The sequence below is a fragment of the Melittangium boletus DSM 14713 genome, assembly GCF_002305855.1.
Taxonomy (GTDB): domain Bacteria; phylum Myxococcota; class Myxococcia; order Myxococcales; family Myxococcaceae; genus Cystobacter; species Cystobacter boletus.
Genome location: NZ_CP022163.1, coordinates 4192186 through 4204889, shown reverse-complemented (window position 1 = coordinate 4204889; position 12704 = coordinate 4192186). Strand labels below are relative to the sequence as shown.

At 69.0% G+C, this 12704-nt stretch carries 12 protein-coding genes; 6 read left to right on the top strand and 6 right to left on the bottom strand.

What is annotated here, in order from left to right; translation table 11 throughout:
• Nucleotides 1-5: 5 nt before the first annotated feature.
• Nucleotides 6-1226 (top strand): oxygenase MpaB family protein, encoded by a 1221-nt coding sequence (locus MEBOL_RS17815; protein WP_095978565.1) that lies wholly within the window; start codon nucleotides 6-8, stop codon nucleotides 1224-1226.
• A 3-nt stretch (nucleotides 1227-1229) separates the two neighbouring features.
• Nucleotides 1230-1934, top strand: a complete 705-nt coding sequence (locus MEBOL_RS17810; protein ID WP_095978564.1) for a transmembrane-type terpene cyclase — start codon at nucleotides 1230-1232, stop codon at nucleotides 1932-1934.
• Nucleotides 1935-1937: 3 nt separating this feature from the next.
• Here MEBOL_RS17810 and MEBOL_RS17805 read toward each other — a convergent pair whose 3' ends face one another.
• From MEBOL_RS17805 to MEBOL_RS17780, 6 genes are all read right to left on the bottom strand, one after another.
• Complete coding sequence (locus tag MEBOL_RS17805) at nucleotides 1938-2645, bottom strand: PhoD-like phosphatase N-terminal domain-containing protein (protein ID WP_157775119.1); 708 nt, start codon at nucleotides 2643-2645, stop codon at nucleotides 1938-1940.
• Between the two features lie 223 nt (nucleotides 2646-2868).
• Nucleotides 2869-3363, bottom strand: coding sequence for a GNAT family N-acetyltransferase (locus MEBOL_RS17800; RefSeq protein ID WP_095982844.1), 495 nt, complete (start codon nucleotides 3361-3363; stop codon nucleotides 2869-2871).
• 11 nt (nucleotides 3364-3374) lie between these two features.
• Nucleotides 3375-4715, bottom strand: a complete 1341-nt coding sequence (locus tag MEBOL_RS17795; RefSeq protein ID WP_095978562.1) for a hybrid sensor histidine kinase/response regulator — start codon at nucleotides 4713-4715, stop codon at nucleotides 3375-3377.
• Entirely contained in the window at nucleotides 4712-6607 is a 1896-nt protein-coding gene (locus MEBOL_RS17790; protein WP_245919858.1) for an ATP-binding protein, read from the bottom strand. Before MEBOL_RS17790 ends, MEBOL_RS17795 begins: the two co-directional genes overlap by 4 nt.
• Before the next feature lie 188 nt (nucleotides 6608-6795).
• Nucleotides 6796-7650, bottom strand: coding sequence for a sterol desaturase family protein (locus MEBOL_RS17785; protein WP_095978561.1), 855 nt, complete (start codon nucleotides 7648-7650; stop codon nucleotides 6796-6798).
• Nucleotides 7651-7833: 183 nt separating this feature from the next.
• Nucleotides 7834-9087, bottom strand: a complete 1254-nt coding sequence (locus MEBOL_RS17780) for a phospholipase D-like domain-containing protein (RefSeq protein WP_095978560.1) — start codon at nucleotides 9085-9087, stop codon at nucleotides 7834-7836.
• Between the two features lie 184 nt (nucleotides 9088-9271).
• Here MEBOL_RS17780 and MEBOL_RS17775 point away from each other — a divergent pair, with 184 nt between their 5' ends.
• The 4 genes from MEBOL_RS17775 (at nucleotide 9272) to MEBOL_RS17760 (ending at nucleotide 12700) form a co-directional block, all read left to right on the top strand.
• Nucleotides 9272-9997 carry a hypothetical protein gene (locus MEBOL_RS17775; RefSeq protein WP_245919856.1) on the top strand — a complete coding sequence of 242 codons (726 nt, stop codon included), beginning with the start codon at nucleotides 9272-9274 and terminating at the stop codon, nucleotides 9995-9997.
• A gap of 52 nt (nucleotides 9998-10049) precedes the next feature.
• The gene (locus MEBOL_RS17770; RefSeq protein WP_095978558.1) at nucleotides 10050-10514 is read left to right on the top strand and encodes an FKBP-type peptidyl-prolyl cis-trans isomerase; all 465 of its coding nucleotides are present in this window, start codon (nucleotides 10050-10052) and stop codon (nucleotides 10512-10514) included.
• Between the two features lie 197 nt (nucleotides 10515-10711).
• Complete coding sequence (locus tag MEBOL_RS17765; RefSeq protein WP_170115532.1) at nucleotides 10712-11884, top strand: S8 family peptidase; 1173 nt, start codon at nucleotides 10712-10714, stop codon at nucleotides 11882-11884.
• A gap of 105 nt (nucleotides 11885-11989) precedes the next feature.
• Nucleotides 11990-12700: a 2OG-Fe(II) oxygenase gene (locus MEBOL_RS17760; RefSeq protein ID WP_095978556.1), complete on the top strand. Its 711-nt coding sequence runs from the start codon at nucleotides 11990-11992 to the stop codon at nucleotides 12698-12700.
• Nucleotides 12701-12704: the final 4 nt, after the last annotated feature.

Here is a 12704-nt window from a genome sequence, read left to right as displayed (position 1 = left end):
CATACATGCCGTCGAGCCTCTGGACTCACGACTTCATGGACGACATGCGGATGCAGATGGATCCGCTCGCCGATGGAGTCATCGAGAAGCTGTTCGCGGATGGAAAGGTGGACTCGGTCAACCAGCTCATGCGCTCGCTGGTGGGAAACGACGATCTACCCTCCAACAAACTGCCCGCCTACGTGATGGAGTACCTGCTGCGCACCAAGGCGTCCGTGCCCCGGCTGGACGCGGAGAAGCTGCGCCGGGCCCAGGAGGTCTTCGAGCTGTTCGGCCCCGAGGTGATGATGATCCTCGGCTTCTACTCCCTGCCGGCGGCGTACGCGGCGCGCCGGGGGGTGCAGGTGCTCGCGCGCACGGGCTCGCTGCGCAACCGCCCGGTGCGGCGCGTCTTCGAGACGGCGCAGATGGTCGTGGACGTGATGAGCCAGGGGGGCCTGGAGAGCAATGGCCGGGGAGTGCGCACCACGCAGAAGGTGCGGCTGATGCACGCGGCCGTCCGCCACATGATCCGCCGGGACTGGCGCGCCCCCTGGCCCGCGCGGGAGCTGGGAGAGCCCATCAACCAGGAGGACATGGCCGGCACGCTGATGACGTTCTCCTATGTCGTGCTCGAGGGCATGAAGGCACTGCGCATCGAGCTGACGCCAGAGCAGCAGGACGCCTGGATGTATGCCTGGAAGGCCGTGGGGAGGATCCTCGGCGTGACCGAGCGGCTGCTGCCGGACAGCCTGGACGAGGCGCGCGCGCTCACCCTGCTCATCCGCCAACGCCAGGTGGAGCCCTGTCCCGAGGGCGTGGCCCTGACGGGCGCGCTCATCGAGGGCATGAAGGAGATGGTGCCCAGGCCCCTGGAGGGTCTGCCCGCGAGCATGATCCACTTCTTCCTCGACCAGGACCAATGGCAGGGGCTCAACGTGGCGGACATGATGCAGGTGCCCCGGCCGGACTGGACGACGAGCATCGCGCAGGCCATCACCTGCGTGGGCGGCTTCACCGACTGGGTGGGGGACCACACCTTCCTGCCCGCCAAGCTCCTGCGCCTGCTGAGCAAGGACATCGTCGAGGCGATGCTGCGGGCGGAGGCCGGGGGCCAGCGCACCCACTTCCACATTCCGGAGCAATTGCAGACGAGCTGGAACCTCAAGCCCCTGGTGCGCCGCCCCTCGGGGACGCATCGGGTGCAGGACGCGCTCGTCACGGACGCCAGCCTGAGGGTGGCCTGAACCATGCACCCGACCCTCGTCCTCCATCAGTCGCTCCCCGGCGGGCCGTTGGATCCCCTCGCCTGGTTCAACATCATCGGGGAGGTGGGCTGCGTTCTCTGGATCATGGCCTATGGCTTCATCATCCGTCAGTGCTTCCGGGACAAGTCGTATGGCCTGCCCCTGGTGGCCATCTGCATGAACCTGGCGTGGGAATTCCTCGCCGCCTGGGTGCTGCCCAATCCCGTGGCCTTGTGGCTGTTCTTCGACCGGGTGTGGTTCTTCGTGGACCTGGTCATCGTCTACCAGCTCCTGCGCTACGGCCCGGCCCTGCAACCCATTCCGGAACTGCGACGCCATTTCCACGCCATCGTCCTCGGCACGGTGCTGCTGTCCGTGTTTGGACTGTATGCCTTCCACGTGCAGTACCATGATCTGCTCGGGCTGATGGGCGCCTTCATGGTGAACCTCGTCATGAGCGTCACCTTCCTCTTCTTCTACTTCTCCCGGAGACAGCAGGGAGGACGGGGACTGTCCGTCCCGGCGGCGTGGTGCAAGATGCTCGGCACGCTGGGCACGTCCATTGAATGCCATTGGGTGATTGGCCAGACGCAGAGCTGGCTCGGAGGGCTGCACTTCCTCACCTTCCTGAGCCTGTCCATCCTCCTGTTCGACGCGCTCTACGTGGGACTGGTGACGAAGCAAGCCCCCGCGCTCGCCACCGCCTGAGCGTCACGCGGCGTCGGCCACCGGGGAGCGCGTCCGGGGGCCTTCCCCCAGGGGTTCGGCGGGCATGTCCACGGGCAGGTAGTCACACAGGGCCCGCCGCGTGGCCTGCCACCGCGCGGGACGGGTGTCGTCCCACATGACGAGCACGGGGTAGTCCGTGTGCCAGCGCCTCGGGCCCGGCAGGGCCCGCCAGGCGCGGCACAAATCCCGGGAGCGCGACACCGAGGGCGCGGCGGACGGGGCGAGCGGACGGCCTCCGGCGTCGTGCAGGGAGTCGGCCATGAAGAGGATGAAGTCCGGATCCTCTCCGTGCGCCAGGAGCCGCCCCCCGCGCAGGAAGTCCTGATAGTGGGCCACCACGAAGTGCAGGGGCCGCTCCTGGAGGGACTCGGGGCCGGTGCGCGTGCGGCCCGTGACGGAGCCCAGGCACTGGCCGTCCTTCTCCACGAGGAAGCGGTAGTGATAGCGCGTGCACGGCTCCAGGTTCGTCACCCGGACCTTCAAGGTGTGATCATGCGCGCACGAGGTGGAGAGCCCGGAGGACTCCAGCACGCGGTGCTCGAAGCGCGCGTCCCGGGCGACCTGGAGGGAGAGCGAGAGCCGGGCGCCCGGATGCCGGGGATCCACCGCCCGGGTCCACAACACCACGTCATGGGCCCCAGGCTCTCCCGAGGCCACCGCCTGGGGAAAGTACGCCTGTCCGTCTTTCACTCGACGCGCCACCGGCCAGGGACCGGATGCGCGGGCGGCGAGACACGGCAGACTGCTGCGAGGGGACGGGAATCCAGACACGGCGCTCCTCCACGTCGGACCGGATCAGCCCGGAACCGTGGAAAGACCGTACGCACTGGGGTCCAGGACACTCCCTTGGACCCAAGGGCAGGTTGTCCTCTGGCCAGCACAGCTTGCGCCCCGGACATCCACTACCCGTCGATCAGGCCTCGGATGGAGGCACCAGCTCGCGCGTCATCTCCACCATGGTGGGGCGCCACCCCAAGCGCGTGAAGAGCCGCCGCGCGGAGTCGTTGCCCACCTCGGCCATCAGCATGATGCGCGGCACGCCCTGGGCGCGCAGCCGCCGCACCAACTCCTCGGCGAGCGCCGCGCCCACGCCGCCCCCCCGCGCGGAGGCCTCCACCCACAGGTCATGCAGCTCGCCATGGGGCTCCCGGAGCGCGTTCCAGTCCCGGCCCTCCACGGTGCCATAGGCGTAGCCCACCACCGCGCCCTCCCGCTCGGCCACCAGCACCACCGCGCCCGCGCGCTTGAGTTCCTTCGTCAGCCACCACCGGTAGCCGGACTCCGCGTCGTCGCCGGGCGCCATGAAGCGCCGGGGGTCCTGGTCATGGTGCATCTGGATGAGCGCCGCGCCCATCCTCCCGAGCGCGGGGCCATCCTCGGGGCGGGCGGGGCGGATGACGGGGGCCATGGAGGACACGCTCAGAGGGCCGCCGCGTTCTCGGGTGCCCGGGGCAGCTTCACCCGGAAGGTGGAGCCCTTGCCCGGAGTGCTGTCCACCTCGATGGCGCCGCCCAGGCCCGAGACGATGCCGTAGCAGATGGACAGGCCCAGGCCCGTGCCCGTGCCCGGCGGTTTGGTGGTGAAGAAGGGATCGAAGATGCGGCCCAGGTGCTCCGGGGCGATGCCCACCCCGTTGTCGCGCACCTCCACCATCACCCACCCCTCCTCGCGCTGGCGCGCGATGACGCTCACCCGCGGATCCTCCCCGCCCTTGGTGGCGTAGCCCGCGTTGTTGAGCAGGCCCATGAACACCTGCTCCAGACCCTGCTCGCTGCCCCACACGGGCGGCACGTCCTGGAAGTCACGCACCACCTGCGCCTTGCCCAGGTTGTAGCTCGCCCCGGACAGGGCATGGTCCAGCACCTCGCGCAGGTCCACCAGCTTCTGCGGCTCGCTGTCCAGCCGCGAGAAGAGCCGGAAGTCATTGACGATGCGGAGGATGCGCTCGGCGCCGATGAGCGCGTCCGAGCACACCTCGCTCAGCTCGCTCGAGTCCAGGGAGCGGCCGCCCTTGGTGTGCTCCTCCAGCTCCGAGCGCATGAAGCCCACGCTCGCCATGATGACGCTCAGGGGGTTGTTGATCTCATGCGCGAGCCCCGCCGTGAGCCGACCGAGCGCCTCGAGCCGCTGCGCCTGCACCAGGCGGACCTCGAGCTTCGCCCGGTCCTCCATCTCCTTGCGCAGCCGGTCATTGGCGATCGCCAGCTCCTGGGTCCACTCCTGCACCTCGCGCGTCAGGTCCTCCATGCGCCTGTGGCTCTGGCGCAGGAGGGCCCACTTCTCCGTGAGCGCGTGGGCGAGCTGGCGCACCTCGATGTTGTCGAAGGGCTTGCGCAGGATGAGCAGGCGCTGGCTGACGCCCAGCCGCTGCGTCATCTCCTCCCACGAGTAGTCGGAGTAGGCCGAGCAGAGCACCACCTGGAGATCCTCGTCCTCCTTCCACAGGCGCAGCGCCGTCTCCACCCCGTCGATGCCCGGCGGCATGCGGATGTCCACGAAGGCGAGCGCATAGGGGCGCCCCTCGGCCATGGCCGCCTTCACGCGCGCCACGCCCTCCTCGCCCTGGTGGGCCGAATCCACCTCGAAGCCCGCGTCCGCGCTGGGGGCCGCCACGCCGCCGAAGAGCGCGGCCTCCATGGCGTCCAGCGCGGCGGTGGCCGGTGGGGCGCACAGAATCTTGCGGAAGTCCTGGTGAATGGCCTGGTTGTCGTCCACCACCAGAATGCGGCGGTTGGCCGTGCTTGTGCTGGGCCCGCTCATACCCTGCTCTCCTCGCCCGAGACGGGCAGCTCAATGGTGAAGGTGGCGCCCTGGCCGCGGCCCTCGCTCGCGCAGGAGAGGAACGCGTCCATCTCCGCCGCCGCCAGCGCGCTGATGTGGAGGCCAAAACCGTGGCCGTCCTTCTTCGTGGTGAAACCCTGGGTGAACAGGCGTGGCGCATCCTCCGGCGCGATGCCTACCCCATTATCCGCCACCGCGATACGCAACCGCTCGTCGGAGATGCGCTGCACGCGGATGGTGAGGACCTTGTCCGGCCGACCGCTCTCCACGAGCGAGTGGCGCGCGTTGCTCAGGAGGTTGAGCAGGATTTGCAAGAGCTTGTGCCGATCCACCCGCACGAGGAAGCCCTCGGTGTACTCGCGCCGCACCCCGATGCCTCCGCGCTCGAGCGACACCGCCTGCAGCCGCAGGGCGTCATCCAGCAGCCCCGTCACGTCCAGGCGCTCCACCACGCCCGAGAAGCGCGCGTGCTCCTGCTGCATGCTCACCACCGACTTGATGTGATCCAGGCTCTTGAGCAGGGTGTGCACCTCGTCCAGCAACTCCGAGCGCTCGCGGGACATCTGCCCCGTGAGGGTCCGTAGATACTCCGGCAGCTGCCGTCCGCGGGGATCCTCGGTGAGGAAGGTGCCCAGGTCCGCCGAGTGCTCGCCAAGCAGGTGCGTGGCCCGGGTCAGGCCCGGATGGACCCGGGAGCGGTGCAGTCGCTCGGCCAGCAGGTTCACCGACACGTTGACGCTGTTGAGCGCGTTGCCCACATTGTGCAGAACCCCGGTGGCGATCTCCGCCATGCCCGCCTGGCGGGACACGTCCAGGAGGCTGCGGTGCATCTCGCCCAGCTTCGTCTCGGCCTCCTTGCGCTCGGTGATGTCGCGGCCGAAGATGGTCATCCCCACCACGCTTCCCGACAGGTCGAACACCGGGTTGAGCGAGATGTCGAGCACCCGGGGCCTCTTGAGGCGCGAGGGAGAAGCCTCGAAGCGCACGCGCTTGCCCGCGAGGACCTGGGAAGAGCAGGCCACCCAGCGCCGGAGCACGCTCGGGGGCGTGGTCTCCGGGAAGAGGATCTCTCCCGGCTGGGGCTCGCTCCCGAGCAGCTCCCGGTACATCTCCCCGAGCGCCGGATTGGCCGCGATGAGCCGGCCCCGCGCGTCCACCGAGCACACGATGTCCTCGGTGTTCTCCAGCAGGCTCGTCAGCTTGCGCTCGTGCTCGCGCAGCGAGCGCAGGGCCCGCTCCAGGGCCTGGTTGGCGTGGTTGCGCGCCGTGATGAGCAGGCAGGTGAGCGCCCAGGCCCCCATCAGGCAGAAGGCGGTGGAGTAGTTGCGCGCCCACGCACTCGCGCCGAAGAGCAGGGGCAGCAACACGCCCACGTGCAGGCAGGTCACCAGCGTGAAGAAGAACCCCGGACGCGGCCCCAGCAGGTACACCGACAACAGGGGGATGAGCATGCAGAAGGGATGGGCGCTCGTGGGCGCGACCCTGCTGTTGAGCGTGCTCACCGCGTAGCCGCACGTGAGCATCCCGCACATGAGCAGCGCCGCGGGCCGGGACGAGCCACTCCAGTGCAGCAGCCCGAACGCCGCCGCGTACCCCACCGCGCAGACCGTCCCCACGAGGATGAGGGGCCCGGGGGAGCGCGCCTGGGGCACGAAGGTGAGGAAGAACAGCACGTCACACAGCAGCAGCACGCCCAGGGCCGCCACCAGCAGCCGGCCCCGGCCCAACTCCTCGGAGCAGGACCCCCGCATCCCCGCGGGCAGGAGCGCGTCCAGGACCCGCAGCAGACGGGAGACCATGAGCACGCGCGCGGCCTCGCGCCGCCGCGGTCCCTCGGCCCCGCCTGGTACTGCCTCGATCCTGGTGGACATGCTCGACATGGGCTTCGGACGCACCCCCGGCGCCAGCCGCGCGAGTATGCCCTAAACCTGTCTAGCCCCGCAGAGCGGAAAGATCGGCCAACCCGCCCTGAACGTCCAACCCCCTGAGTCCCCTTCCACCCCGGGTGGGTATCGGCCGTCCCACTCCGCGGCCGGACGGCCCCCCCCGGGGCGTGAGGCTACGGCTTGGGTTGGACCGCGGCGGCGGCCGGGGCCGCCGGTGGAGGCTCGGACTCGGCCGGAGGGTGGTGCGAATGGGCCCGGCGGTACTCCTCGTAGCCCTTGGAGTAGGTGCCGCCGAAGAGCTTGTCGAGGTAGGCGAAGAAGCCCGCGTAGTTGCCGAAGAAACGCCGGTGGTGGAAGTCGTGGTAGGCGGGCCCCTTGTAGAAGGGCACCAGCAGTCCCGGGTTCCACGGCACGTCATAGCCCGAGTGCCCGTCGGCGGCCTCGAACTGGCGGAAGACGACCCAGATCCACAGCGTCACCACGTGCGCGCCCACGAGCGAGGGGCCGATGAGCACCAGCGTCGAGGTCAAGATGAACTCGACCGCGTGCATGTAGTTGCCGGTGAGCGCGAAGGGCGTGGTGATGCGGTGGTGCACCGAGTGCACGTGCTTGTAGAGCCAGCGCGTGTGCAGCGTCCGGTGCATCCAGTAGTACAGGAAATCATCCAGGACGATGAAGAAGGCGATCTGCCCCACCATCACGTACCAGGGCGGCAATTCTCCCGTGTGGATGCCGGGCAGGTTGCGGATGAGGGGCCAGACGAGCACCAGCGACAGGAAGGACAGGAAGCCGTTGACGAGGAAGCGTCCGAGCGATGGCCAGAACCAGCGCTTGATGGGGAACTCGCGTCCCTGCACGCGGAACTTGCGTAGACTTTCGGGGTCCTTGTAGGCCACCCACGTCCACGGCAGGGAGAAGAGCAGGAACGCGCTCATGCTCAACAGGGTCGAGGCGACCCCGACGAGCAGGAAACGCTCCTCCTGGTAGATGGCCAGGCTGTTCTTGAGTGTGTCGATGGCGCCTTGCATACCGCCCTCCCGCGGAGAAGCGAGCGCATGGACCACCCCACCCCGCCATCGCGCTTTCCGGTTGGATGCACAGCTTAACCGGACAAGCGTCGGGCCGCGAGCAAGAGCCAGACTCTCTCGTGACGCGACCCGGCGAGCGGGTGGCATTCCGACCGTTCACCCAGCGGCCGGGGGCTCGGGCGTTTAGAGGTAGCTGCCAAAGAGCAGGGTCATCCGCTCGGCCAGGCGTTTGATAAGGCCCCGGCGCCGCCACGAATCCCAGCGCACCTCGGTGGAGTGCGCCAGGTCCTCCTCGTAGGCCCGGGCGAGTTGCGCGGCCATGGTGGGATCATCCACTACGAGTGAACCCTCGTCGGCGCCAATGGCGAGCGCGTCCAGGTTCGTCGAGCCCACCAGGGACAGGCGCTCGTCCACCAGGATCGTCTTCGAGTGCATCATCGACACCTGGTACTCCCAGATGCGCACGCCGTTCTCCAACAGACGCTCATAGGTGGCGCGCTGGCCGGTGTGGATGGGCGGGATGTCGTGGTGGCGACCGGGCGCCAGGATGCGCACGTCCACGCCCTCCCTCGCCTTGACGATGAGCATGTCCTGGATGGCGCCGGTGGGGATGAAGTACGAGTTGGCGATCCACAGCCGCTTCTTCGCCGAGGCGATGGCCAGCAGGGTCATGCGCTCGGCGTTGGTGAGCACGGGCGCGCCCGTGTGGGTGACGAAGCCCGCGCGGGCCTCGCCCCGCGAGGCGATGACCTCCGGGAAGGCCTCCGCGGAGAGCATGTCCCCGCCCGCCTCCTGCCAGTTCTGCGCGAAGGCCAGTTGGATGCCGCGCACCGCGGGGCCTCTCACGAAGATGTTGGCGTCGCGCCACTCCTCGGGCTTGCGCCCATCTCCAATCCAGCTCTTCCAGATGCCCCAGCCGCCCGTCATCCCGCGCTCTCCGTCGAACACGGCGAGCTTGCGGTGCAACCGTGCCTGGAAGCGCTCCAGGTTGAGCTGGGTCATGGTGCCCCGCAGGGGCCGGAAGACGCGCACCTCGCAGCCGGCCGCCACCAGGTGGGGCCCCACCATGTCATCGAAGCGCAGGCTGCCGAGCGGATCCACGAGGATGCGGCAGGCGACGCCCGGGGCGCGCTCGCGCAGGGCCTGGATGAGCCGGTCCGAGGGATCTCCCGGACGCCAGATATAGACGAGGATGTGGATGCTCGAGCGCGCGGCGCGGATCTGCTCCTCGAGGATGTCGAAGACGCGGCCGTTGTGGACGAGTTCCACGTCATTGCCCGGCTCGAGCGGCACGCCCACCGTCTGATACCAGGCGAGCGACATGCCCTCGCGCGAGTCGGGGACGTCGTCGCGGATGCGCAGCGCGAGCCGGTGGTTCGGCATGGGACAGCCCGCCAGGAAGAGAGCGAGCAGCGGTAGGAGCCAGCGAGTCGTCACGGCGGGAAGCTAGTCACGCGCCCCGGGGCTGGACCGGGAGCCGGAGCCTCCCGTCCACCGGCGGACATCCACGTCGTTCCATTGTCCGCTGACGGCCGCTGGCACGGCTTCCCGGGTGGACGGTGGAGGACACCCACCCCATCCCTGGGGTATGGGCCCACCCTCGACGACCCTTCCGCGCCTCGTGAGCCTGCTCGTGAGCCTGCTCGTGGCGCCCGTGGCTCGCGCCGAGCCCCCCCCGGACGACCCCGCGAGCGACGCGCCCACGCGCGACTCCGCTCGGGCCGAGGCCGGGACGGGAGGGGGTGGATTCACCACCCAGAAGAGGGAACCGGATCTCGGCCCCCAGCGCCCCCGGGGCTGGCGGCCGGTGACCCAGAAGCCGCAGACGCCCCTGGACGCCCCCGTGTCGCCCGGGGCCTGGGCGGTGTACGGCTCCCTCACGGCCTTGCCGCTCGGCGGCGTCTATGGCGCGAGCCGACTGGGCGGAGAGCGGCTGTGGGTGACGGCGGCCGAGACGGTCGCGGGCGGTGTGCTGGGCTCGCTGCCCGGCTCGCTCCTCTTCCTGCAACCTCCCGAGGCGGGCGGACGGTGGACGGAGCCGGATGTGGCGGCGTTTGGCGCGGGACTCGTCCTCACACCGCCCATGGCGGCGCTGGGCACCTGGGGCCTGGGGGAGCTCGCCTTCGGCGGCAGCCAGGAGCGGGGACGTGCCTTCCTGGGCGCCCTGGGTGGAGCGGCCGCGGGCACGCTGCTGGGCGTGGCCATGCACGGACTGATGGAGGAAGTCGTGGGCAATCGCGAAACCCTCCAGGGCTTTCGCAAGTACGTGACGCTGGGCTTCATCGGCTCGGGCGCCACCCTGGGATATCAATGGGCCGGGGGAGGCGCCCGTCCCCGGGGACGTTGAGCCCAGCCGGGCCCCTCCCTCTTCCCGCGAAGACCTCCGAAGGACAGCCCCCATGAACCGTCCGTTGCCGCTGCTCTCCCTGTGCCTGCTGCTCTCCCTGTCGTCCGCCTGCGGCTCGGACTCGGGAGACCCCACGAAGGTGACCTATGCCGCCGCCCTGGGCGTGGATCTGACCGCGATGAACCGCGGCGAGTCGGGGCTGTACACGCTGGACCAGGAGGTGGGCACCGGCGCCGAGGCCACCAACGGCCGCCTCCTGGAGGTCCACTACTCGGGGTGGTTGCCGGACGGGACGCTGTTCGACACCAGTCGCCGCACGGGCCGCACGGCCTTCTCCTTCACGCTCGGCCAGGGCCGGGTCATCCAGGGGTGGGACGAGGGGCTGGTGGGCATGCGCGTGGGCGGCAAGCGCCGGCTCATTCTCCCCTCGGAACTGGGCTACGGCTCGACGGGCAGTGGCGCCATCCCCCCCGACTCCGTCCTCGTCTTCGACGTGGAGTTGCTCTCCGCGCGCTAGCACCGGGAGAAAAGCAGCGACCCCGGGGCACAGGCGCCCACATGCGTCATGGTGCCCCAAGGTATCCTGCTTTAACTTTCTATTCTCAAGAAATTGCGAATTCCGGTTGAATCAACTTTCCAGGTTTTGGTATGTCAGGCGCCGTTCACTTCGCGAGAGCGACGTGTCCCCTGAACCATTTCCTGGAAGGAAGCCCCATGCGCGCTGTGCGAAACGTGCTGTTCCTCGGTTCCGTGCTGTCCCTGGCTGCTTGCGGTGGAAGTGAGATGGACATGCAGCAGGACGAGCTGGGTGAGAGCCTGGCCCCGCTGCACCAGGCCGCTCCCGGCATGGGCATCCAGGGTGACTACATCGTCAAGCTCAAGGACGGCGCCAACGCCCGCTCCGTGGCCGCCATCCTCGGCGTGTCTCCCAACCACATCTATGACACGGCCCTCAACGGCTTCTCCGTCACCCTGGACGCCGCCCAGCTCAAGCAGCTGCGCCAGAGCCGGGACGTGGAGTTCGTCGAGGAGGATCAGTTCGCCATCGAGTCGGCCACCCAGACGGGCGCCACCTGGGGCCTGGACCGCATCGACCAGACCTCCAACACCCTCAACGGCACCTACACCTACAACAACACGGCGTCCAACGTGAACGCCTACATCATCGACACCGGCATCCAGACCAACCACCCCCAGTTCGGTGGTCGCGCCTCCGTCGGTTATGACGCCATTGGCGATGGCCGCAACGGCCAGGACTGCAATGGCCACGGCACGCACGTGGCGGGCACGGTGGGTGGCAGCACCTACGGCGTGGCCAAGGCCGTCAAGCTCTACGCCGTACGCGTGCTGGGCTGCACCGGCTCGGGCAGCAACTCGGGCGTCATCGCCGGCATCGACTGGGTGCGCACCAACCACAAGAAGCCGGCCGTGGCCAACATGAGCCTCGGTGGTGGCTACTCGGCCGCCACCAACACCGCGGTGACCAACCTCTCCAACGCCGGTGTGTTCGTCGCCGTGGCCGCCGGTAACGACAACAGCAACGCCTGCAACTACTCGCCCGCCAGCGCTCCCGTCGTCACCACCGTCGGCGCCACCACCAGCACCACCGCCCGCGCCACCTACTCCAACTACGGCAGCTGCGTGGACATCTACGCCCCGGGCAGCAGCATCACCTCCGCCTGGACGGGCAGCGGCACCAGCACCATCAGCGGCACGTCCATGGCCTCGCCGCACGTGGCCGGCGTGGCCGCCCTCTACAAGGGCACCTACGGCGACGCGTCCCAGGCCACCATCGACACGTGGCTGAAGAACAACGCCACCAACAACGTCGTGAGCGGCAACCCCTCCGGCACCGTCAACAAGCTGCTCAACAAGGGCTCGCTGTAGTCCCTTCCGCGTCCCCTCGAGGGGCGTTCAAGACCCCGGGAATCGTGGCCCCTCGTGCCGCGGTCCCCGGGGTTTTTTTTCTGCGGGTAGACTCCGCCTCCAGCCATGACCGATTTCATCGAAGTCCACGACGGCGTCCTCCCGCCCGCGCTGTGCCAGGAAGTCCTCCAGGTCTTCTCCAAGAGCCCCCACGTCACCCGGGGCCAGACGGGGGGCGGCGTGGACGTGAGCAAGAAGGACAGCTACGACCTGCTGCTCAACCCCCACGCCGAGTACCAGGAGCTCATCCGCCGGCTGCTCGACCACGCCTTCCCGCCGCTCAAGGCCTACCTGCGCAAGTACATCTACACGCTGGTGGGCGCGGTCTCCCTGTCGGTGAAGCACCCGAAGACGGGACAGCTCGTGACGCTCACGCGCGAGAACTTCGCCGAGATGGGCGAGCCCCACTTCGATCAGCTCGTCGGCGTGCTCTACCGCTACGGCAACCTGCAGGTGCAGCGCTACGTGAAGGGCAGCGGGGGCTATCCGCACTGGCACTCGGAGGTGTTCCCCAAGGACGCGAGCTGCGAGCCCCTGCACCGCGTGCTCGCCTTCCAGTTCTACCTGAACGACGTGGCCGAGGGCGGCGAGACGGAGTTCTTCTACCAGGAGCGCAAGGTGGACTCGAAGGCGGGCCGCCTCGTCATCTTCCCCTCGGGCTTCACCCACACCCACCGGGGCAACGTGCCGCGCTCGGGGGACAAGTACATCATCACGTCCTGGGTGCTCTTCCAGCGCGCGGAGACGCTCTACGGCGGAGCACGGCCTCCGGCCTGAGCGG

Excerpts from the sequence above, each read along its gene's own strand:
- MEBOL_RS17765 (WP_170115532.1), top strand. The coding sequence starts at position 10,712 with ATGCGCGCTGTGCGAAACGTGCTGTTCCTCGGTTCCGTGCTGTCCCTG.
- MEBOL_RS17760 (WP_095978556.1), top strand. The coding sequence starts at position 11,990 with ATGACCGATTTCATCGAAGTCCACGACGGCGTCCTCCCGCCCGCGCTG.
- MEBOL_RS17815 (WP_095978565.1), top strand. The coding sequence starts at position 6 with ATGCCGTCGAGCCTCTGGACTCACGACTTCATGGACGACATGCGGATG.
- MEBOL_RS17770 (WP_095978558.1), top strand. The coding sequence starts at position 10,050 with ATGAACCGTCCGTTGCCGCTGCTCTCCCTGTGCCTGCTGCTCTCCCTG.
- MEBOL_RS17810 (WP_095978564.1), top strand. The coding sequence starts at position 1,230 with ATGCACCCGACCCTCGTCCTCCATCAGTCGCTCCCCGGCGGGCCGTTG.
- MEBOL_RS17790 (WP_245919858.1), bottom strand. The coding sequence starts at position 6,607 with ATGTCCACCAGGATCGAGGCAGTACCAGGCGGGGCCGAGGGACCGCGG.
- MEBOL_RS17800 (WP_095982844.1), bottom strand. The coding sequence starts at position 3,363 with ATGGCCCCCGTCATCCGCCCCGCCCGCCCCGAGGATGGCCCCGCGCTC.
- MEBOL_RS17785 (WP_095978561.1), bottom strand. The coding sequence starts at position 7,650 with ATGCAAGGCGCCATCGACACACTCAAGAACAGCCTGGCCATCTACCAG.
- MEBOL_RS17795 (WP_095978562.1), bottom strand. The coding sequence starts at position 4,715 with ATGAGCGGGCCCAGCACAAGCACGGCCAACCGCCGCATTCTGGTGGTG.